This is a genomic window from Neisseria sp. HMSC074B07 (assembly GCF_001810355.1).
Lineage (GTDB): Bacteria > Pseudomonadota > Gammaproteobacteria > Burkholderiales > Neisseriaceae > Neisseria.
Genome location: NZ_KV800878.1, coordinates 40,061 through 62,161, shown reverse-complemented (window position 1 = coordinate 62,161; position 22,101 = coordinate 40,061). Strand labels below are relative to the sequence as shown.

The window sequence follows — 22,101 nt, the reverse complement described above, 5'->3', positions numbered from 1 at the left end:
AAACGGGGCTGCATTACAACTTCTTCAGGTATTACGAACCTGATGCGGGGCGGTTTGTGAATCAGGATCCGATTGGATTAAAAGGGGGGAAAACTTTTATCAATTTTCGACAAATATACAAAATATGATAGACCCTTGGGGATTGAACGCTGGTAGCGTAGCCAAATTTTTATTGGGCCGAATTTGTGTTTACCTAACAATTTTTTAATACCAAATTATGATACTTTTTTGTTCTTTGATTTTGGGCTTGTAATGGAGTCAGAGTTTCTTGAATATTTTTCTGACTTGTTAGATTTAGGTGGCTTTAATAAACAAGTTAATGTTTTTGATTATGATTTTAATATTATTGTAGAGAACTGGATTCTTAAGCATGATAATTTATTAAAATATATAAAAAGAATAATAGGTTATGTGGATGATAATGATGATAATGATGATAATGATGATAATGGAATTATTATGGCAGATACTGATTTAAATTGGGTTGCAGTTCAGGATATACCTGTTAATTGGGGTGTTTTTGCATTTCAAAGTTCAAAAAAGAATCTATAAGGTTATTCAATATGATGGATCGAGATTAGTTCGTAGACATTGAAAGATTTAAGGCTATGGATAAATTATTAATAAGAGAGTTTGGAGAGGAATTTATAAATGTTTTATTAAGCAATTACGGTAATATTCGTAGCAAGCCGTAGCCTGCGTAGGCAGCTTGTATCCGGTACGCACGCAGTTTCTGCCTTTCAGACGACCTCGATTCTTTTTCGAGGTCGTCTGAAATATTTATTTCGTAACAATCTAAGCCAAAATCGCCTACAAATACGGCCAGGACGGTCTGCCGACCCGGCGTACCAATGCGCTGGGCCATACCTTCGGTTACCATTACGACAAAGCCCGCCGCCTGGTCGGCCTCACCAATGAAAACGGTGCGCGCTACCGCTTTGCCTACGACGTCCTCGACCGCCTGATTGCCGAAAGCGGTTTCGACCATAAACTGACCGGCTACCGCTACAACGCCGGCAACGAACTGGTCGAGCAGCGCGAATTCGGCGACGACGCCTCCCTCGCCGCCAAACTGTTGGTGCAACTAAGAAATTTTGCAGTTCGTGATCAAGAAGTTCTCATCAAAGGCGCAATTCCAGCAGAAGCAATACTTGGCTTTGTATAACTTAGAAGGTATTTACCATGAAAGAATTATTAGAAAAACTTGAAAATAATAGTTTTATTGATAAGGTCAGAATGAATCTTGAATTCAACGTAAAGGGCTATCAAGAATTATTAAAAATTTTGAATGAAATTAAGCATTATATTTATAATCATAATCTCATTGAAAAAAGACTAGCGTCAAATTTATATGAAATACCAAAATTAACACATATCTGGTATCTCAATTTAAAAGATGATCCAAATAAAAATGAATCTTCTATTGTTAATCAACTTGAAGATGCATGGATAGAGTTAGATTCAATAATTGGAGAAGAAATTCTTGGCCAAGGACAATAAATCCATCTTAACAAACATAGATAGTAGTTCAAACTCGACGGACAGTAGTCATAGATTAGGATTAGATTGAGCCCCACCAAAAATCAAGGTCGTCTGAAATCAATTTTCAGACTACCTTGCCTATGTCCCACCCTTACCCTGCTTCAACTACAACGGAAACGGCCAACTCATCGCCCAGCACCAATGGAAAGTGCCGTCCAAAGAAGAGAGCGCCCGAAACGGCCTGCCCGACACCGACTGGCGCGATGCGCAGTACGACATGCTGTACCTGCCCGTTACCGAAACCGTCCGCTACCACTACGATTTCAACGGCAACCTGACCCACAGCACCGACCAGCGGACGGGCACGGCCAAGTTCGAGTACGACAGACTGGGCAGGATTACCAAATGGAGATAAATTTGGCATTAGGCACTCGTCAAGACATGGTGAAACACTGGATTTCAATGTCAAAAGACTTCCACGAGATTTTAAAATCCATCAAAAATGATATAACACTAGGATATTTTTATTATGCATAAGCTTAGAAAACATATGTATATTGATAAAAAGTTAAAAGCCAAAGGATACCGCGATTTAAATGATTATATTGATAAAAGGAGTAACGAAATATTAGATGATGAAGTTTGGCTATGGAGAACCAAGGCCGGCATACAAGATGATTTTCCTGAATTATCAAATTGCGAGATTATTGAAATATTAAAGGATGTAATGGCTAACATCGTAAAAAAGGGAGGAGTTATTTGTGATTATTCCAATGGAAAAGCATCACATATAATAAAAATATATGATGACTTATCCTCTCCATTACTAATATCGGATATCGTTAATTTCTTGCTTCTCAATCCTGACTATGGAAGTGATGGAAATGGTATTTGGTATGAATAACAAACCTTGAGTGAATCCCCCCCTTCCTAGCAAACCGTAGCCCATATGTAGGCTGCGTGTCCCAAGGTTCACACGCGGTTTCTTACTCCAAAGTATTTATAAAGTGTAAAAAATATAAAGCGTAGCAAGATAATAGGAAACAGAAAAAAGGCGCTAGAAATTCTGATAGTTCTAAAAATGAGAAACATGGAGATGGTGTAGATCATTTAAAGCAGCTGAAAAACGGATTAAGGAATTACAAGAGCATATTAAACCTAGAATGCCTAAAAAAGAGAGGCTTAGTTTAGAGAAAAAATAAGTAATATTAAGAAAACTGTGGAACGAAAAGCAAAAGGTGTAGAACGTAGCAAAGGATCAAAACGATGAAATTAAACCTATCTCCGTTTAAATCTGTAGGTCTATTTAAGTTTGGAGAAAATATTGATAAATATATTTCTATCCTACAATTCTTTAAATACAGCCCGCCGGATGAATTTGGAGTATGTGAGTATAAATCTCAAGATGGTAGTTTTTTTATTACTGTGAGAGAAAATAAAATTGATTCTATATTTTGCTATAAAGAACTATTTTACAAAGATACTAATTTAATTGGATTAACTATTGATCAGTTTAAAATAATTACTGAGAGCAATTTTATAGGTAAAATAGATGAGTTAGATTTTGAAGATGATGGCATCCCACAATTTGTTTATGAATTTGAAACAATAGGATTGCAAGTTTGGGAGAAAAATAGCAGGATTGTTACTATTATAGCAAGTCCATATATAGAAGATGATTAGCCTGCGTAGATTATGTCAAGTTCCGACAAAACACATCAAGGCCGTCTGAAATCAATTTTCAGATAACCTCTCCTTATAATTTTCATCCAAAAAATACCGGAAGAGGTGTCGATGGGAAAGTCGATCAGCCATCAGCAATGGTTTTCCGCAATGGGGTAAGACAGCGAATTAAATTTAAATTTACAAAATAGCAAGGAGTATTTTTATGAATTTAAGATTTACAATTACAATTTTTGGTAATAATTTTAATCCTAGTAAAATAGTTAATAAACTTGATACTTCTCTTGAAGTTACTAGCTATTTTGATACTGGAGAAAAAGATGAAATTGGTAAAATAAATGATTATGGCTGTCTGGAATTAAACCACAAAAATGAATTTTCAAAAGAATATTGGGATAGTGAATATGAACAGGAATTCGTAGATTTTTTTAGAAAAAATTATCAATTATTAAGATTAAATAATGCTGACGATTTTAGAATTTTTATTGAAGCTTTCTATTTAGATCAATGCAATTTTGAAATTTTCAATAATGAATTATTGGCAGAGTTAACAAAATATAAAGTTAGCCTACCAATAAGTGTTTATTATTATAATAATGATTGATATCATATTTTGTAACATATGTATTGAAACGCTTAGGTTTGGTCAATACCCAACAATCCAGAAAGGTCGTCTGAAAAAATCCAAATTCATCTTTCAGACGACCCTATCCCACAAGAGGAAATATTTATGAAAAACATAAATGATATTTTTGTTGGGCAGAATTTTTCTTTACCCAACAATTTTTTAATACCAAATTATGATACTTTTTTGTTCTTTGATTTTGGGCTTGGAACACAGTCAGCGTTTATTAAGGATTTTTCTGACTTATTAGATTTAGGTGGCTTTAATAAACAAGTTAATGTTTTTGATTATGATTTTAATATTATTTTAGAGAACTGGATTCTTAAACATGATGACTCATTAGAATACGTAAAAAGAATAGTAAGCTATATAAATGATAATGGTGATAACGGAGTTATTATGGCAGATACTGATTTAAATTGGGTTGCGGTTCAGGATATACCTCTTAATTGGGGTATTTTTGCATTTCAAAGTTTAAAAAAAGAATCTATAAGATTATTCCATATGATGGACCGAGATTGGTTTGTAGACATTGAAAGATTTAAGACTATGGAGAAGGTATTAATAAGAGAGTTTGGAGAGGAGTTTATAAATGTCTTATTAAGCAATTACGGTAATATTCGCAGGGATGGGTAACCGCCAAGTAAGCGTAAATATTGTCGCTTGAGTTAATCTCGAAAGTTGCAAATATTGATTTAAGCTGTAGGTTAGATCGAGTACTCTCATCTTAATGGAAATTTGGCATGATAAATTTCCCTTTAGGGATTCGGAACATTGGAAAAAGGAGTTGTGCCGCTTTATGAATTTTTATAATACGGTAAAGCCACAGAAGAGCTTGCACCTTTTGAGGTCTTACAGGCTTATTTTTCTCAACCTGTTGTGTAAACAACGTTGTGTTTCCTTATAAAATAATATGTTGAAATTATTTATCTCATCATTTTTAAACCTATTATTTATTTTGTACTTAACCAGAGAACTGAAAGGACTTATTAGCTTCATTCTAAACATTTGTAATGGAAATATAAGCAATTATATTTTAGGAATAGTAGAGATTTTATTCTATTCCTTTTTAAGTTTAAGTATTATTTTTTTATCAAAAAACTTAGCATCATTGATAGCAAAAAGTCAAACTATTCAATTATTATTATTAGTTATAATTTGCTTGTTTTTAGATATAATAGCGTGCTTATTTATGTTTAGAATCTTCTTTATAACCTAATAGTGGCCGTAGATTGGGTCGAGACCCAATAAACACCAAGGTCGTCTGAAATAAATTGCCTGACGACCTTTCCCCATTTCTCCTCCTACTTCAACTACAACGAAAACAATCAAATCACCCGTTATCACCGACACCGAACGAGATAAACTGCATCGCTAAATCTATCGTATTCAAACTAAACTCGTCAGCCACTTGATTCTTTAGGTTGAATTATCCCCTCCCCTGAGCAAGGCAGCAAAGGTCATCTGAAAGAGGAAACCAAGGTAACGGATATCACTTATCAACCCTTCCGCCTGCAAAACCAGTATGCCGACCGTGAATCAGGGCTATATTACAACTTCTTCAGGTATTACGAACCTGATGCAGACCAGTTTGGGGTCAGTATCCGATTGGGTTATTTTGGGATATTAATTTTATGCTTTTGAACCGGATACTACGAAATAGATAGATACATTAGATTGGTTTAGATATTATGGGAATTGATGTGGACCAGACTGGACAAAGGGGGAAGAACAATACAGTAAGCTTCGAGAAAATAATGGATATTATGTCGAACCAATGGGAGTATTAGATATAGATTGTAGACAACATGATATTTGCTATGTTAAATGTAGGGAACAATTCTCATATTCAGAATTAGAAAAATATAACTGTATGGTAAGGTGCGATGACACTCTTATGAATACATCTAAAAATATCCAACATATCCTAATTCTTCATCCTGATTTTTCTATAAAGCGTTGGGACCTGAACTTGCCAAAATCCACTATCTATCAATAAAACCATTAAAAAACATCTACAAACCATAGGTGATTTTATGAAAATCTGTAAATATTTTTTATTATATTTATTTATATATATAATCTTATTTATAATAAACCCTTGGATTTTAGAATTAATTAATATTACCATAACACTTCCATGGTCCATTATTGAAGAAGATATTATTACTTATTTTGGACTAAACCTGAATCCTACTGTTGATAATATCTTTTATCGAAGAATAATACACTTTACTTACGTATCAATTAGCCTTTTTATAAATATATTTATTTTATATAATTTTATCTGCAAATTTAAGAAACTTTTTAAAACACCCAAAGAAAATAAATGAATCAGATAAATTATATTATATAAAAGATAATAGAAGATGATGAAAACAAAAATGGAATTGGATTCCTACAATTAAAATTAATGAATTGTATTTTGATAAAATTTATACTGATTATAAGAAAATATTAGATGGGTTAAATGCAAATATTTTTTCAGAAAATGAAGATATTTATAACTCTTTTATTTTTAAAGAAAATGGAATTAACTCATTAATTTACTTTAAAAAAAAATGGCCAATTTGCAGGAATGGAACTAAAAAATAATCTTTTTTATAAAGATATAAATTTAATTGACAAGGATATTGAAGAAATAAAAAAATTTTTGGTTATGATTCTTTAGTTTTAGATAAATATGATAATGTAGATTGTGATGATATTAGAGCGATATTTTGGTTTGAAAATAACAAAGTCGAATCAGTTACAGTATATTAATAAATAATGAGAAATATAAATATAGGGTAATTAGTGGTCCGTATGTCCTCAATCCCGACGTAGAGTGTGTGCTGTACGCGCAGATGCGTTTTCTGCTTTTCAGACAACCTCGAAGCCCAAACTCCACTGGGATTACTGAATTCAAACGCGATATATTGGAACGCTTAATCCCCCCCCTAGCCCGCGATGGCGGCGACAAGGTTCAGAAAACCGTTTACTGATACGACTTGAAGGCAACCTCGTCCGAGCCGCCAACAGCCAAAGCATCACCTGATTCAACTACAACGAAAACGGCTGACTCATCGTCCAACACCAATGGAAGTGTCGAGCAAGGAAGAGATCACTCGAAACGGATTGCCCGAAACCGACTGGCGCGATTTATAGTGACAACGATGTCATCGCTAACATCGAACGCGATAATGGGCTCTTTCTTATAATGCTGCCCCTAAAAATAAAATGTTAAGGATGGTTCTATGTGTAATGACGATTATCATACTGATGATTTTTTACAAGCTAGTTATTTTCTTAAACATGAAGATTATCAAAAAGCTTTTTATTTTTTGAAGAAAGGAGCCTTGCAAGGAGATGTTAATTGTTATAATAATTTAGCAGTTTTATATGATATTGGATATGGGATTGAAAAAAATCCACTTTTGGCGCTTAAATGGTATAGAAAAAGTTGGCAATATGAAGGGAAAAGTGGTGGGGTATGTTCTAATATTGCATCACTTTATGTCGGTTTAGGTAATATAAGGCAGGCTAAATTTTGGTGGAATAAAGCAATATTAGAATTAAATGATGGAGATGCAGCTCTTGATTATGCAAAATTCTTAATTAATAGGAAAAACAAGAGGGATTATCATAAGATAATAGAATTACTTAAGTTTGCTATCAAGAGCGATTATATTACTGAAATCTCCAAGGAAGAAGCTGGTCAATTATTGAAAAATCTAGAAAGTACATAAAGTTATGTAAACCATATTAAAGATCAAACCGTATAGTGAGGTCGTCTGAAATTAATTTCAGACGACCTTTTATTTAGATTCAGGCTTGTGATTTAAGCCACTTGGGTCTGATGCTCATCGCCGTTGCGTTCGCGGATTTTACCCAAACGGTAAACGGTTTCGCCTTGTTCGGTTAAGAATGCCTGCACCGCATCAGCATCTTCTTTGGCAATCACGACCACCATGCCGATGCCGCAGTTGAAGGTGCGGTACATTTCTTGCGTTTCCACATTGCCTGCCTGTTGCAGCCATTGGAACAGCTTGGGCAATTCCCATGCTTTGGCGTCGATTTGGGCGACGGTGTTTTCCGGCAGGATGCGCGGCACGTTTTCGGTAATGCCGCCGCCGGTAATGTGTGCCATGCCTTTAATGGTGAATTTTTCCAAAGCGGCGAGGATGGGTTTCACATACAGGCGGGTTGGGGCGATGATGGTTTCGCGCAAGGTTTTGCCGTTGTCAAACTCGGCGTCCAAATCGGGATTGTCGCGGGCGATGATTTTGCGGACGAGGGAATAGCCGTTGGAATGGGCGCCGTTGGAAGCTAGGCCCAACACGATGTCGCCCGCTTTGATGCTGCGGCCGTTGATGACGCGCTCTTTTTCGACCACGCCGACGGCGAAGCCTGCCAAGTCGTATTCGCCTTCGGGGTACATGCCGGGCATTTCGGCGGTTTCGCCGCCGATGAGGGCGCAGCCGGATTCTTCGCATCCTTGGGCGATGCCTTTAATCACGTCGGTAGCGCGGGCGACGTCGAGTTTGCCGCAGGCGAAATAGTCAAGGAAAAACAAAGGCTCAGCACCTTGAACCAAAATATCGTTGACGCTCATGGCGACGAGGTCGATACCGACGGTGTCGTGTTTGTCCCAGTCGAAGGCGAGCTTGAGCTTGGTGCCCACGCCGTCGGTGCCGCTGACGAGGACGGGATTTTTGTATTTTTTGCTGATTTCGACCAATGCGCCGAAGCCGCCCAAATCACCCAACACTTCGGGACGCATGGTGCGTTTGGCAAAAGGTTTGATGTTTTCGACCAGTTGATCGCCTGCGTCAATGTCAACGCCTGCGTCGCGGTAGCTCAGTGAAGTGCTCATGAATGGGTTCCTTATCGTGATTGGGACGGAAAAACGATGGGGCGTATTTTACCTTATTTTGCAGGCGCGGGCTTGGATTTTTCGGTGATTTTGTAAACAATCTGAGGTTTCAGACGACCCCGTTTATTCTGTTATACTGGACGGTCAGGGGTCGTCTGAAAACGATTGCGGCGGCTCCCGCTGAAACACACATGGAAAGGCTTTATGTATCAGAAAAAAACGCGCGGCATGAAGCCGTGGATCATTATGGGCTGCGTGATTGCAGCTTTTGTCTGGCTGCTGTACGCGCTGGGCGACATCCTGACGCCGTTTATTGTGGCGGCAGTGTTGGCTTATGTGTTGAATCCGCTGGTGGAATGGTTGCAGAAGAAAAAGATTAAACGCGGCCCCGCGTCCATGATGGTGATGGTATTCGCTTTGCTGTTGCTGCTGTCGCTGATGCTGATCATCGTGCCTATGCTGATCAACCAGTTCAACAATATGGTTAGCCGCATTCCCCAAATCGTCGATTTTACGCAAAACAGGCTGCTGCCTTGGCTGAACCATGTGGCGGGCAATTATGTGCATATCGATCAGGCTTCGGTGGTCAAATGGTTGCAGTCGCATACGGGCGAATTGAGCAACACGCTCAAAGCTTGGATGCCGACGCTGATGCGCCAAAGCGGCAACGTCATCAGCGGCATGAGCAACCTGATCCTGCTGCCGCTCTTGCTGTATTATTTCCTTTTGGACTGGAAACGCTGGTCTTATGGCATCAGCGCGTTGGTACCGCGTCGCTTTATCGACACTTATACGCGCATCACAAGCAATATGGATGAAGTTTTGGGCGAATTCCTGCGCGGACAGTTGATGGTGATGCTGATTATGGGGCTGGTGTACGGGGTCGGGTTGATGTTGGTCGGACTCGATTCGGGCTTCGCCATCGGTATGATTGCCGGTATTTTGGTGTTTATCCCGTATTTGGGCGCATTTACCGGACTTTTGCTGGCAACCGTCGCCGCTTTGCTGCAATTTAGCACATGGCACGGTCTGATTATGGTGTGGGTTGTGTTCGGTATCGGACAATTCCTCGAGAGCTTTATCGTTACCCCGAAAATCGTCGGCGACCGCATCGGCCTGTCGCCTTTCTGGGTGATTTTCTCGTTGATGGCGTTCGGACAACTGATGGGCTTCGTCGGCATGCTCGCCGGCCTGCCGCTTGCCGCCGTAACCTTAGTCCTGCTGCGCGAAGGTGTGAATGCTTATTTCCACAGCCGTTTTTACAAACACAAATAAAAGGGCAAAAAGGTCGTCTGAAAACGGATATGAGGTTTCAGACGACCTTCTAGCCTTTCTTCGACAGCCATGTTGAACAATTTTGCACTTTGGTTTATATCCGGTTTTCTGTCGATGTTGCTATGGGAAGTGCTTCCCGTAGACGACGGATACAGCTTCCGGAAAAAATGAAGGTGTTAATCCTGTTTTCCATTTTTATGGCTGTTTTGCAAACCTTTTTCTTTCCGACACTCACTCCCTGAAATCATTTAAACAAAGGACCATATGTTAGCCATCATCGGCGGCAGCAGCCTGACCAAGCTGCCAGAACTGAGCATCACCGACCGCAAAATCGTCCGCACCCCCTACGGACTGACCAGCAGCCCCGTCTTAAGCGGCAAACTGGGCAGTCAGGACATTTTCTTCCTCGCGCGGCACGGCTTCGGCCATACCGTCGCACCGCACGAAATCAACTATCGCGCCAACATCTGGGCGTTGCATTCCATAGGTGCGGAATACATCGTCGCCGTTTCCTCCGTCATCAGCATCAACGACCGCTTTGAAAACGGCGCACTCGTCCTGCCCGACGACTTGATCGACTACACCTACGGCCGCAAGGACACCTTTTTTGAAGGACAGGAAGAACCGGTCGTACACACCGATTTTCTCGAACCCTACTCCGCCGGGCTGCGCGAAAAAATTGCCGAACACGCGCAACAGCACCAAATGCCCTTATACACCCAAGCCGTTTACGGCTGCCTGCAAGGCCCGCGCTGGCCGACCCGCGCCGAAATCCAACGTTACCGCCGCGACGGCGTGGACGTATTGGGCATGACCGGAATGCCCGAAGCCTTTCTCGCACGCGAACTGGGCATCCAATACGCCCACTTCTGCGGCATCACCGACATCCGCTGCCTCAGCGACGGAGCGGACGGGACGGAATGCGGCTTGGAAACTGAGCTTGCCATCGGCAAAATCCGTCGTTTGCTTGCGGGTTTGTAAAGGGTGAATGTTTCCCTCTTGATTCTTTAAACCATGCAAAAAGGTCGTCTGAAAATTTTCAGACGACCTCATCACTAAGATAAATACGGCAGAAACAATTTGACATTCAAACCAACACTTCAGTCCTGCAACAAACTAATAAGACAAAACCGTTTGCAATCCGTCGATTCATGATTCCGGCTTATCCGCAGCCGGTTTTTTCTTACGCGAGCGACGGCGTTTGCGATTCGGCTTGCCATCCGCGCCATCGCCTTGCCCGTGTTGCCGACGCTGTTGTGTGACAAGCGTCATTTCCACGCGGGCTTCCGCATCTGTATGTTGGAACTTCGTCCACCATTCGACCAAATCCCGCTCCACTTCGCCGACCTCTCCGCGCAACACAAGGAAATCGTAAGCCGCACGGAAACGCGCTTGCGCCAGCATTTTGTGCGGACGCGCGCCGCGTGTGTAGTCGAATTGCGGCTGAAGCTGCCAAATTTCCCTCATGGTCGCGGCAAAACGCTGCGGCACACCCCAGCCTTTTTCCACCGTCTCGCGCATGGTGTTCATTGCTTCGGATAAAGCATGCGCAGGTTTTTGACCGCGTTTGATGTTGTCCTGCCAATGACGGTTCAAAACCGGCCACAATACAGCAGCAAGAACAAAGCCCACTGATACGGATTTGTCTGCGCGCAAACGTTCGTCCGTATTTTTCAAGGCGAGAGAGATAATGCGGTTTTCAGGTTTTGTGGCCGATTTGAGCGCAGTCAGAAGCGGATGGACGTCGTCTGAAACGCCTAGGGAATTCAATCGTTTCAGACACTCTCTGGCATAACCGGAAAACAGCAGTTTCATGATTTCGTCAAACAGGCGCGCTACGGGTTCGTGTTTCAGACGACCTGCCTGTTCCGGAATCGGTGCAGCGGTGTTTTCTTCCACGTCAAACCCAAGTTTGCCCGACAACCGCACTGCCCTCAGGATGCGGACAGGGTCTTCCTGATAACGCTCCGCCGCATTGCCGATCATCACCAGCTTGCGGTCGGCAATATCGCCGACACCGTGGTGAAAATCGATGATTTCTTCTTTAATCGGGTCGTAATAAAGCGCGTTGCAGGTGAAATCACGGCGCATGGCATCTTCTTCCATGCTGCCGTAAGTGTTGTCCTTCATAATCCTGCCGTGCGCATTCTGCTGCACTTTACCGCCACCCCTAAAGGTCGTGACCTCTATGGTTTCCGGCCCGACCATGACGTGTACGATTTGAAAGCGTCTGCCGATGATGCGGCTTCTGCGGAAAATCTTATGAACCTGCTCTGGCGTCGCATCGGTGGCGATATCGAAGTCTTTAGGCTCGACACCCAGCAACAGGTCGCGAACCGCCCCGCCGACAACATAAGCCTGAAAACCTTCGTCATGCAGACGGCGGACTACCTTTTCCGCCGCAAAACTCAACATATCCGCGCTGATGTAGTGCCTGTCGAAAGGAAGGATTTCCTTCGCCACAGGCACTTGCTTCGGCTGCTTTCCGGGTAAAACTTTATGCAACCATTTTTTCAACATAAAACTCTTTCCAAAATAAAAAGAGGTCGTCTGAAACCGGCGGCGAAGCCTTTGCGCAATATTCTGCCGGGAATACGGGCAAAATATTATGCAAAGGCTTCAGACGACCTACCGTATCGCATTAAAAAATAAGGCGGCATTATACCCGAAACACCATAAACCCTGAAAATATAGTGGCTTAACTTTAAACCGACGGCGTTACCTCGCCTTAGTTCAAAGAGAACGATTCCTCTAAGGTGCTGAAGCACCAAAGTGAATCGGTTCTGTACTGTCTGTACTGTGCGGCTTCGTGTCGCCTTGTCCTGATTTAGTTAATCCACTATATAGTCGAATATCTAAAAACCGTAACGGCGTTATCAGTTATAATAAAAGGCTGACACAAACCTGCACGGAACCGTATCATGTATCACTACAAATCCGAAGCCACCCAATTCCTCGACAAACTCATCGAAGACAATCCGCAGCTGGAAACACAACGCCTTGAAAACCGCCATCTGCTGTGGGATGTCGAGCTGGACCCTCAAGAACAAAAAGAATTCGAAGCCGCCAAAGTCGCCAAAAAACCTTATACCTACTACCAAGACTGACGGCCATACGGCATGACCACCCAGACACACAATATCGACCCGGCGCTGCAAGACTACCTCAACAGCATCGGCGAAAAAGAGCATCCCGTACTGACCTCCCTGCGTTCGCGCACGCAATCCCACCGTTTAGGGAAAATGGCGATTGCCCGCGAACAGGCAGCCTTGCTGACTTGGCTCGCGCGCCTGCTCCAAGCCGAAAACTATCTGGAAATCGGCGTGTTTACCGGTTACAGCAGCACCGCAGTCGCCCTAGTCCTGCCCGAACATGGCAAAATTACCGCCTGCGACATCAACGTCACCTTTACCGATATCGCCCGCGAAACCTGGCAGGCAGCGCAAGTCGCCCATAAAATCACCCTCCACCTCCAGCCCGCCCTGCTGACCCTAGACGACTTGATAAGTCAAGGCGAATCAGGCAGCTACGACTTGGCGCTGATCGATGCCGACAAACCGCCCACCCCGCAATATTTCGAACGCTGCCTGCAACTGGTTCGCAGCGGCGGCGTTATCGCCATCGACAATGTCCTACTGAACGGGCGCGTTATGGGTGAAGCAGAACGCGATGCCCCGCCCAGCCTAAACATACTCCAGTCCTTCAACCGCAACCTGCCCGACGATTCCCGCATCGTACCCATTACCCTGCCCGTCGGCGACGGTCTGACTTTGCTGCTTAAAAAATAAAATGAACAAAACCCTTCCCATCCTGTTTGCCGGCATCCTCCTGCTCAACGCCTGCGCCTCTACCGCCCCCAAACCCAAATCCGGCGATACCTTCATGCTGCCCGATATTCCCACCGCCGCAGCCGAATCCTCTGCCATTCCCTATCCCGATTTGAACACGATGACTCAAATCGAACGCTTGGGTATGCAGGTCGAACGTTTGGAGCGCGAAATGGAAAACACCAACCAGCGCCTGCAACAACTCGAAAAACAAAACAAAACCCCGCGCCACGCCCATAGAAAAGTACCCGCCCAGCGTTTAGACGACCAAAAGCTCAAAAGCACCTATCTGGCAAACGGCGGCACCGCGCCTTCTGAGGCCGACTCTGCCGACCAAAACGAAACTCGCCTCTACAACCAAGCCCTCAAATACTATCAGCGCAACAATTACGCCGCAGCGGCCGCAGTCTTAAAAGGAGCAGACGGCGGCAACGGCAGCGAAAGCGCCCGACGCAATATGTATCTACTGCTGCAAAGCCAACAGCGTATGGGCAACTGCGAATCCGTCATCGAAATCGGCGGCCGCTTCGCCAACCGTTTCCGCAACAGCCCGCAAGCCCCCGACGCGCTCTTCAGCATCGGGCAATGCCAATACAAGCTGCAACAGAAAGACATCGCCCGCAACACCTGGCGCAAACTGATACAGAGCTACCCCGGCAGCGCCGCCGCCAAACGCGCCGCCGTCAGCATCAAGCAACGATAACTTTTCAGACGACCTCCCATATTCAAAGGTCGTCTGAAATCATTCATTGAATAACGTTTTATACACTAGGAGCAAATATGGTCAAAATCGGCATCATCATGGGCAGCAACAGCGACTGGCCCGTCATGCAGCAGGCAGCGCAGTTTCTCAAAGAGTTCGGCGTCGAATACGAAGCCCGCGTCGTGTCCGCACACCGCACCCCCGATTTAATGTTCGAATACGCCGAAACCGCCCGCGAACGCGGCATCAAAGCCATCATCGCGGGCGCAGGCGGCGCGGCGCACCTGCCCGGCATGGTTGCCGCCAAAACCACCGTCCCCGTATTGGGCGTACCCGTACCCAGCAAATACCTGCGCGGCGAAGACTCCCTGCTCTCCATCGTGCAAATGCCCAAAGGCGTTCCCGTCGCCACTTTCGCCATCGGCGAAGCAGGAGCCGCCAACGCCGCCCTGTTCGCCATCTCTCTGCTTGCCAACGAAAACCCCGAGCTGGCGCAAAAACTTGCCGACTTCCGCGCCAAGCAGGAGCAAACCGTTTTAGACATGGAACTGCCTGAGGCATAACCATCGAATTCATCTGAAAGGTCGTCTGAAAATGGTGCAAACAAAATATTTGATTTCGTTTACCCCATTTTCAGACGACCTTTTTTTTAATCACTCAACCCTCTGAACAACAATGAACAAAACTTTTGCAGCCATTCTACTCGCCGCCCTACTCTGCGCCTGTCAAAGCCCGAGCAAACCAACCCAAGCGACTGAAGCAATATCCACCCGACAAGCACAAGACACAACGGGCAACCTGATTATTTTCTACGATAAAGACATAGGCTCAGGTCCATTGATGAAGGCAGTGAACGATTCCGGCGCGAGCTTGGTTTACGAATACAAAAAACTGCACGGAATTGCCATTCGTCCATCAGCCAAAACCAATATTCAAGATGCCATTGCTTATTTCCAAAAGGTAAACGGCGTATTGTCAGTCGAACAAGACCGACTGATGAAACTTCAATAAGAGTCAGCACTTAAATCAGCACACCTTTTGGAAGCCGATTATGTTTGAAGCTTTTATGATAGACTGATTTTTTAGTTTACAATGTATACTACCTATTGCCTTCCTTTCAGGCAGGAATACGTTATAAAAAATACACAGAAAAAATAAAACGAATGGGAACATGATGGCAAACCGTATTTTCAGTATAAAATTCATAAAACCAATTAATTACCTCATTTTATTGCTACTTATTTCGTTTTCATTTCTCCTTAATACCGATGAATTTTACATCATAGACTATATAACTGATGGGGATGTCTATAATTTATCCAATTTACAAGGTGAAATAAACGACAACCCCATGATTATTAAATTATTTTTAATAATAAACAATATTTCTATTCTATTCTTTCTATTAGGAAGAAAGTTTATTGGCATTTTCTGTTTCATCCTTACAGCGTATTTTTTTGTCCATTTAATAGGCGACCTAGATTTATTGTTTCATATCATTTGCTCAAGTATAAAACTTAAAAATTTATGGCTGACTTTAATACTCGTTTTGTATTTTTTACTGTGCTTGATTAACCTTTTTCCCCTGTTCAGTTCTGTGAAAAAATAAAAAAAGGTCGTCTGAAAACCCAAAATCCGGTTTTCAGACGACCTCTTTGCTTTTTAAATTCAAATCAAACCATTTAAGCTCAAATCGTACCGCTGCCTTGCGCTTTCGGTTTGGCGGTACCGAATTCCAGTTTGCTCAAGGCGGAGAGGTAGGCTTTGGCGGTGGCGACCAAAACGTCGGTATCCGCGCCCTGACCGTTGACGACGCGGTTGCCTCGCGCCAGACGGACGCTGGTTTCGCCTTGGCTTTCCGTGCCTTGCGTTACGGCGTTGACGGAATAAATCTGTAAAGTCGCGCCGCTTTGCGCTACGCTCTCAATCGCTTTGAAAATCGCATCGACAGGGCCGGAACCTGTGGCGGATGCGCGTTTTTCTTCGCCTTTGATGCTGAACACGATGTCGGCACACGGCTCTTCGCCGGTTTCGGTGCTGATTTTTTGGGAGATGAATTTGTAGCTTTCGGCGTTCATGCTGCCCATTTCGTCGGACACCAGCGCGTGCAGGTCTTCATCGAAGATTTCGCGTTTTTTGTCGGCGAGTTCTTTAAAGCGGGCAAACGCGGCGTTCAGCGCCTCTTCGCTTTCCAACTCGATGCCCAAATCCGCCAGTTTGCTGCGGAACGCGCTGCGACCGGACAATTTGCCCAAGGTCAGACGGTTGGTTGACCAGCCGACCGATTCGGCAGTCATGATTTCATAGGTTTCGGGGTGTTTCAACACGCCGTCCTGATGGATGCCTGATTCGTGTGCAAAGGCGTTTGCGCCGACCACCGCCTTATTGGGCTGAATCGGATAGCCGGTAATGGTGGACACCAGTTTGGATACCGGCACGATTTGCGTGGTGTCGATGCCGGTTTCCAAGCCGAAAAGGTCATGGCGCACTTTCAACGCCATCACGATTTCTTCAAGGCTGGCATTGCCTGCGCGTTCGCCCAAACCGTTGATGGTGCATTCCACTTGGCGCACGCCTGCCTGAACAGCGGCCAGCGAGTTGGCAACCGCCATACCCAAGTCGTTGTGGCAGTGGGTCGACCAGACTATTTTGTCGCCGTTGGGCACGCTTTTGATGATGTTGCTGATACGCTCGTACCACACGGAAGGGATGGAGTAGCCGACAGTATCGGGAATATTGATGGTGGTCGCGCCCGCTTCGATAACCGCCGTAAAGATTTTGGCGAGAAAGTCCAAATCCGAACGCACGGCGTCTTCGGCGGAAAATTCCACATCGTCGGTGTATTCTTTGGCGATTTTCACTGCTTTGACCGCCGCATCGATGACCTGCTGCGGCTTCATTTTCAGTTTGTGCTCCATGTGGATGGGGCTGGTGGCGATGAAGGTATGGATGCGTTTTTTCGGCGCGGGGGAAACGGCTTCGCCTGCCTTACGCACATCGTTTTCAACGGCACGCGCCAGCGAGCAGACTGTGGACTTGGTGATGATTTTGGCAATCGCATTGACCGACTCGAAATCACCCGGGCTGGCGGCGGCAAAACCCGCCTCAATCACATCCACGCCCATTTTCTCCAACTGGCGGGCAATGCGGATTTTCTCCTCTTTGGTCATGGATGCACCGGGCGACTGCTCGCCGTCGCGCATGGTGGTATCGAAAATAATTACGCGGTTGGTCTGTGTCATTTCTGTTCTCTCCAGAGATTCGTTTTTTTGTAAAAAAGCATTCAAATCCAGCGGCCTGCCTTGCGCTTCCGCCAGCGCGGTCAGCTTTTGCAGTTGCGCCAAAGGCAGCGACCCGCGCGTGCGCCATTTATAGATGGCAGCGGTTGTTGCGGCATTTTCGGGATCGTGCTGTTTCAACGCTTCGGCAAGTGCATTCACGCCGCCGAAATAAGCAACTAAGCGGTCAATGTCTAATTGCATGATGTTCCTTGTCCAAACTTTATCGAAATTATGGTTTGCTTTGGAAGGGGATTATACGCATTTTAGACAAAACGACAATCTATTTTTCTAAAAATACGGATTTACTTTTTAAATCCAGAATTATTTTATACATTTTGTCCAATTTAGTTTCAAAATCTTAAGTACAAAAAGCAAGCGACACATACCTGCTGCCAAATAATGAATAGGCATTACAGTCCAAACTGCGCCCGCTTATTTTGAATGTCTAGCACACCATAACGGCAATACATCGTAAGCCGAAATATATAGTGGATTAAAATAAAAATGAGACAAGGCGACAACGCCCGCCGTGTACGGGTAGTACATAAGGGCGTTGGCAACGCCGTATCATTGCAATTTTAATCCACTATAGTAAACTTGCCGCCGGTTTCCCTTCCTCCTTCCCTCCATGTTCCCCATTATCCCGACCGACCGCGCCGCTGCCGAATGGCGCAACGAAAGCACGCAGAAGCCGCCCAAGCAGGCGGTTTATGTGCATGAAAGCAATGCCGCCGATATTCTGAAAAACGCCCACGCCCACACGGCAACCGTTTGGACGGGCGATTTCCACAACGCCAAGCAAGTTTTGGCAGCGATGAAAAAGCGCGTCCGCAGGTCGTCTGAAAAAACAAAAAACGCGCCTACCGATATTCAGACGACCTTCCACACCCACCGTATGAAACAGGCGCAGCAAAGCCGCGTGCTGAATATGCTTGCCGTCGAAATCGGCGCGGGTTTTCAGTTAAGCAACCCGCGCGCGCCCGACGTCCGCGCAGCCCTTGCCGATGTGTACGCCGAGCCGAACGACGCGCCGTTTTTACTGCCGCTTAACCAGCTTTTGGGTTTCATCGGCGCACACGAATGGCACAAAAAAGGCATAGACATTCCGCAGCTTGGCGGCAAAATCCATGTTCCCTTCGGCGTGTTCTCGCCCCTGCGCGGCGAATATTTGGACTTAATCGCCCAAGCACCGTTGAATCCACATATTCAGACGGCGTTCGACGTCGGCACAGGTTCCGGCGTTATCGCCGCCACCCTTGCCAAACGCGGTATTCCCGACATCACTGCCACCGACACCAACCCCAAAGCCATCGCCTGCGCAACCGCCAACCTCGCCCGCTTGGGGCTGGACAAACAAGTCGTCGTCCAAGCCGTCGATTTGTTTCCCGAAGGACGCGCCGACCTGATCGTCTGCAACCCGCCGTGGCTGCCCGCCAAACCGACTTCCGCCGTCGAAACCGCCCTCTACGATCCCGACAACGCCATGCTGACCGCCTTCTTAAACGGCGTGCGGCAGCATTTAAACCCGCAAGGCGAAGCGTGGTTAATCATTTCCGACTTGGCGGAACATCTGCACTTACGCGACCGCGATTTTCTGGAACAATGTTTTCAGACGACCTCTTTAGAAGTGGCCGATATTCTGAAAACCAAACCGCGCCACCGCAAAGCCGCCGACGAATCCGACCCGCTCGCCTTCGCCCGCAATCTGGAAACCACATATCTCTATCGTTTGAAAGTGAAGTCCTGATATACAATCAGGTCGTCTGAAACCCGTTCCCGCCATTCCCATGCAACTGATCAAATACCTCCAATCCCAAGGCATAGGCAGCCGCAAACAATGCCAGTGGCTGATTCAAAACGACTGTGTCGAAATCAACGATACGGTCTGCAACGACACCAAAGCCGACATCGATCCCGCCGAAGTCCAAACGCTGCGCATAGACGGCGAAGACATCGTCGTCGTACCCATGCCCTATTTTTATATCCTGCTCAACAAGCCCGCCAATTACGAAACCTCGCACAAACCGCAGCAATACCCCAGCGTTTTCAGCCTTTTCCCCGACCATATGCGCAATATCGACATGCAGGCGGTCGGCAGGCTGGATGCAGATACGACGGGCGTTTTGCTGATTACCAACGACGGGCAGTTCAACCACCGCGTTACCTCGCCGAAACACAAAGTACCCAAAATCTACCGCGTTACCCTGAAGCATCCTGCCGACGACAGCCTGTGTGAAACGCTGAAAAACGGCGTCCTGCTGCACGACGACAACGAAACCGTCCGCGCAGCCGAAGCCGTTTTGGAAAACCCGACCACCCTGCTGATGACCATTACCGAAGGCAAATATCATCAAGTCAAACGCATGGTCGCCGCTGCCGGCAACCGCGTCGAACACCTCCATCGGGACGAATTTAACGGACGAACGGTAGAAAATTTAGCCTCAGGGGAGTGGAAATTCATCACAGTTTGAAAATTTTGAAGTTTTTTCAAAAAAAATTTAACCATTATGATTTTTTTATTTGTTTAAAAACATGATGATATGATTGTTAAGACGTCATTAACCAAACTTAACGTCATCATTCGTGAACTATTATATAATTCGCGTGTCTGAGTAACACTTGCTTCGAGAGAAGTGAGTAAGTGAGTAAGACGTTTTCCCCGTAATGTGTTTGGCCATCTATACTTTTCCCCTTAGTATAGATGGTTTTTTTATCTGCGATTTTCTCAATCCCCTTCCCCAGTATCATTTGAACCGTCTCCCTGCATCCTATTGAATTCCCGTTCAGACGACCTTATCATCAACCCATTCCCACTTTCCCCGCAGAGACACCATGCAAAACATCCAAGACTACGTCCGCCACACCGCGTCCGCCGCCAAGCAGGCTTCCTATGTTGTCGCCGCCGCCGAAACCGCGCAAAAAAACGCCGCGCTCCTGCGCACCGCCGAACTCATCAAACACCATCAAACCGCCATCCTCGCCGCCAACGCTCAAGATATGGAACAGGCCGCGCAGAAAGGTTTGAACGACGCCCTGCTCGACCGCCTGCGGCTGACCGAAAAAACCATAGACAATATGTGCGAAGGTTTGCGCCAGATTGCCGCCCTGCCCGACCCCGTCGGCGAAATGGACGAATTCCGCACCCGCGAAAACGGCCTGCAAATCGGCAAAATGCGCGTACCTTTGGGCGTTGTCGGCATCATTTACGAATCCCGTCCCAACGTAACCGTCGATGCCGCCGCCCTCTGCCTCAAATCCGGCAACGCCTGCGTCCTGCGCGGCGGCAGCGAAGCCTTCAACAGCAATATGGCGCTCTCTAAACTGATTACGCAGGCGTTAGTTGAAAACGGTCTGCCCGCAGCGGCCGTCAGCCTGATTGAAAACACCGACCGCGAAAGCGTCGGCGCCATGCTGCAAAGCCCAGAGTTTATCGACGTCGTCATCCCGCGCGGCGGCAAGTCGCTGGTTTCCCGCATCGCCGCAGAAGCCCGCGTGCCCGTCATCAAACACCTCGACGGCATCTGCCACGTCTATATCGACTGCGCCGCCGACACCGAAAAGGCCGTCAACATCGCCTTCAACGCCAAAACCTCGCGCTACGGCACCTGCAACACCATGGAAACCCTGCTCGTCCACCAAAGCCGCGCCGCCGAAATCCTGCCCGTATTGGCGGAGAAATACGCCGCCCGCGACGTCGAGCTGCGCGGCTGCCCGCGTACCCTGTCCATCCTGCCCCACATTCAGACGGCCTCCGAAGAAGACTGGGACACCGAATACCTCGCCCCCATCCTCTCCGTCAAAATCGTCGACAGTCTCGAAGAAGCCGTCGCCCACATCAACACACACGGCAGCCACCACACCGACAGCATCGTAACCGAATCCTACACCGACGCCCGCACCTTCCTGCGTACGGTCGACAGCGCCAGCGTCATGGTCAATGCCTCCACCCGCTTCGCCGACGGCTTCGAGTACGGCCTCGGTGCGGAAATCGGCATTTCCACCGACAAAATCCACGTCCGCGGCCCCGTCGGTCTGCACGGGCTGACTTCGCAGAAATGGATTGTCTTGGGCGACGGGCAGGTACGTTCGTAATCCGTCGCTTTCTTGAGTGATAAAACGGCAAAAGGTCGTCTGAAAAACAGTTTTCAGACGACCTTTTTTACTGCAATGGCAAATCTTGTTGCCTATTATCGGTTTCACGAAAATGCAATATCGTTATACGGTTATCATCAACACAAACTATTCCATTATAATCATTCAAATTTCCATAACGCCCTAACCTCAATCCGATACGACGATTTTGGGTTCGATGTATCCGCGCTCAAAGGTCGTCTGAAACTATAGTGGATTAACTTTAAACCAGTACGGCG

General features: G+C 45.8%; 21 protein-coding genes and 1 pseudogene. 19 read left to right on the top strand and 3 right to left on the bottom strand.

Going from position 1 to position 22,101, the window contains the following annotated elements; translation table 11 throughout:
* Nucleotides 1–228 precede the first annotated feature (228 nt).
* The 9 genes and pseudogenes from HMPREF2726_RS14575 (at nt 229) to HMPREF2726_RS00840 (ending at nt 7,518) form a co-directional block, all read left to right on the top strand.
* Nucleotides 229–552, top strand: a complete 324-nt coding sequence (locus HMPREF2726_RS14575; RefSeq protein ID WP_246827836.1) for a hypothetical protein — start codon at nt 229–231, stop codon at nt 550–552.
* A gap of 253 nt (nt 553–805) precedes the next feature.
* Nucleotides 806–1,165, top strand: coding sequence for a hypothetical protein (locus HMPREF2726_RS12550; protein ID WP_349267175.1), 360 nt, complete (start codon nt 806–808; stop codon nt 1,163–1,165).
* A 17-nt stretch (nt 1,166–1,182) separates the two neighbouring features.
* Complete coding sequence (locus HMPREF2726_RS00875) at nt 1,183–1,500, top strand: hypothetical protein (RefSeq protein WP_009311310.1); 318 nt, start codon at nt 1,183–1,185, stop codon at nt 1,498–1,500.
* A 139-nt stretch (nt 1,501–1,639) separates the two neighbouring features.
* Nucleotides 1,640–1,897: pseudogene (locus HMPREF2726_RS00870) on the top strand (RHS repeat domain-containing protein); the annotation flags it as partial.
* 135 nt (nt 1,898–2,032) lie between these two features.
* A complete protein-coding gene (locus HMPREF2726_RS00865) occupies nt 2,033–2,386 on the top strand; it encodes a hypothetical protein (protein ID WP_232203773.1) in 354 nt (117 codons plus the stop codon).
* A gap of 362 nt (nt 2,387–2,748) precedes the next feature.
* The gene (locus HMPREF2726_RS00860) at nt 2,749–3,165 is read left to right on the top strand and encodes a hypothetical protein (RefSeq protein ID WP_009311317.1); all 417 of its coding nucleotides are present in this window, start codon (nt 2,749–2,751) and stop codon (nt 3,163–3,165) included.
* 205 nt (nt 3,166–3,370) lie between these two features.
* Nucleotides 3,371–3,769, top strand: a complete 399-nt coding sequence (locus tag HMPREF2726_RS14240; protein ID WP_210399670.1) for an interleukin — start codon at nt 3,371–3,373, stop codon at nt 3,767–3,769.
* 126 nt (nt 3,770–3,895) lie between these two features.
* Entirely contained in the window at nt 3,896–4,426 is a 531-nt protein-coding gene (locus HMPREF2726_RS00850) for a hypothetical protein (RefSeq protein WP_070601884.1), read from the top strand.
* A gap of 2,600 nt (nt 4,427–7,026) precedes the next feature.
* Nucleotides 7,027–7,518, top strand: coding sequence for a tetratricopeptide repeat protein (locus HMPREF2726_RS00840; protein WP_009311321.1), 492 nt, complete (start codon nt 7,027–7,029; stop codon nt 7,516–7,518).
* Nucleotides 7,519–7,610: 92 nt separating this feature from the next.
* On the opposite strand, the gene purM is transcribed toward HMPREF2726_RS00840, so the two are convergent.
* Nucleotides 7,611–8,645: a phosphoribosylformylglycinamidine cyclo-ligase gene (gene purM, locus HMPREF2726_RS00835; RefSeq protein ID WP_009311322.1), complete on the bottom strand. Its 1,035-nt coding sequence runs from the start codon at nt 8,643–8,645 to the stop codon at nt 7,611–7,613.
* Nucleotides 8,646–8,849: 204 nt separating this feature from the next.
* On the opposite strand from purM, the gene HMPREF2726_RS00830 reads away from it, so the two are divergent.
* Entirely contained in the window at nt 8,850–9,920 is a 1,071-nt protein-coding gene (locus HMPREF2726_RS00830; protein WP_009311323.1) for an AI-2E family transporter, read from the top strand.
* Between the two features lie 264 nt (nt 9,921–10,184).
* The gene (locus HMPREF2726_RS00825) at nt 10,185–10,901 is read left to right on the top strand and encodes an S-methyl-5'-thioinosine phosphorylase (RefSeq protein ID WP_009311324.1); all 717 of its coding nucleotides are present in this window, start codon (nt 10,185–10,187) and stop codon (nt 10,899–10,901) included.
* A 168-nt stretch (nt 10,902–11,069) separates the two neighbouring features.
* On the opposite strand, the gene HMPREF2726_RS00820 is transcribed toward HMPREF2726_RS00825, so the two are convergent.
* Nucleotides 11,070–12,440 carry a polynucleotide adenylyltransferase PcnB gene (locus HMPREF2726_RS00820; RefSeq protein ID WP_009311325.1) on the bottom strand — a complete coding sequence of 457 codons (1,371 nt, stop codon included), beginning with the start codon at nt 12,438–12,440 and terminating at the stop codon, nt 11,070–11,072.
* A 401-nt stretch (nt 12,441–12,841) separates the two neighbouring features.
* Here HMPREF2726_RS00820 and HMPREF2726_RS00815 point away from each other — a divergent pair, with 401 nt between their 5' ends.
* From HMPREF2726_RS00815 to HMPREF2726_RS00795, 5 genes are all read left to right on the top strand, one after another.
* Entirely contained in the window at nt 12,842–13,027 is a 186-nt protein-coding gene (locus HMPREF2726_RS00815; RefSeq protein ID WP_003761287.1) for a DUF3460 family protein, read from the top strand.
* Nucleotides 13,028–13,039: 12 nt separating this feature from the next.
* Nucleotides 13,040–13,708 (top strand): class I SAM-dependent methyltransferase, encoded by a 669-nt coding sequence (locus tag HMPREF2726_RS00810; RefSeq protein ID WP_009311326.1) that lies wholly within the window; start codon nt 13,040–13,042, stop codon nt 13,706–13,708.
* Between the two features lies 1 nt (nt 13,709).
* The gene (locus HMPREF2726_RS00805; RefSeq protein WP_009311327.1) at nt 13,710–14,450 is read left to right on the top strand and encodes a tetratricopeptide repeat protein; all 741 of its coding nucleotides are present in this window, start codon (nt 13,710–13,712) and stop codon (nt 14,448–14,450) included.
* Nucleotides 14,451–14,527: 77 nt separating this feature from the next.
* On the top strand, nt 14,528–15,013 hold the full coding sequence (purE, locus tag HMPREF2726_RS00800) for a 5-(carboxyamino)imidazole ribonucleotide mutase (protein ID WP_009311328.1): 486 nt from the start codon (nt 14,528–14,530) through the stop codon (nt 15,011–15,013).
* 112 nt (nt 15,014–15,125) lie between these two features.
* The gene (locus HMPREF2726_RS00795; RefSeq protein ID WP_009311329.1) at nt 15,126–15,461 is read left to right on the top strand and encodes a hypothetical protein; all 336 of its coding nucleotides are present in this window, start codon (nt 15,126–15,128) and stop codon (nt 15,459–15,461) included.
* A gap of 677 nt (nt 15,462–16,138) precedes the next feature.
* Here the strand turns inward: HMPREF2726_RS00795 and HMPREF2726_RS00785 are convergent.
* Nucleotides 16,139–17,932 (bottom strand): 2-isopropylmalate synthase, encoded by a 1,794-nt coding sequence (locus HMPREF2726_RS00785; protein WP_009311331.1) that lies wholly within the window; start codon nt 17,930–17,932, stop codon nt 16,139–16,141.
* 427 nt (nt 17,933–18,359) lie between these two features.
* Between HMPREF2726_RS00785 and HMPREF2726_RS00780 the strand changes: the two genes are divergently transcribed.
* The 3 genes from HMPREF2726_RS00780 (at nt 18,360) to HMPREF2726_RS00770 (ending at nt 21,823) form a co-directional block, all read left to right on the top strand.
* Entirely contained in the window at nt 18,360–19,478 is a 1,119-nt protein-coding gene (locus HMPREF2726_RS00780) for a methyltransferase (RefSeq protein ID WP_070601882.1), read from the top strand.
* A gap of 40 nt (nt 19,479–19,518) precedes the next feature.
* The gene (locus tag HMPREF2726_RS00775; RefSeq protein ID WP_070601880.1) at nt 19,519–20,202 is read left to right on the top strand and encodes a 16S rRNA pseudouridine(516) synthase; all 684 of its coding nucleotides are present in this window, start codon (nt 19,519–19,521) and stop codon (nt 20,200–20,202) included.
* A gap of 361 nt (nt 20,203–20,563) precedes the next feature.
* Nucleotides 20,564–21,823 carry a glutamate-5-semialdehyde dehydrogenase gene (locus HMPREF2726_RS00770; protein WP_070601878.1) on the top strand — a complete coding sequence of 420 codons (1,260 nt, stop codon included), beginning with the start codon at nt 20,564–20,566 and terminating at the stop codon, nt 21,821–21,823.
* The last annotated feature ends 278 nt before the right edge of the window (nt 21,824–22,101 follow it).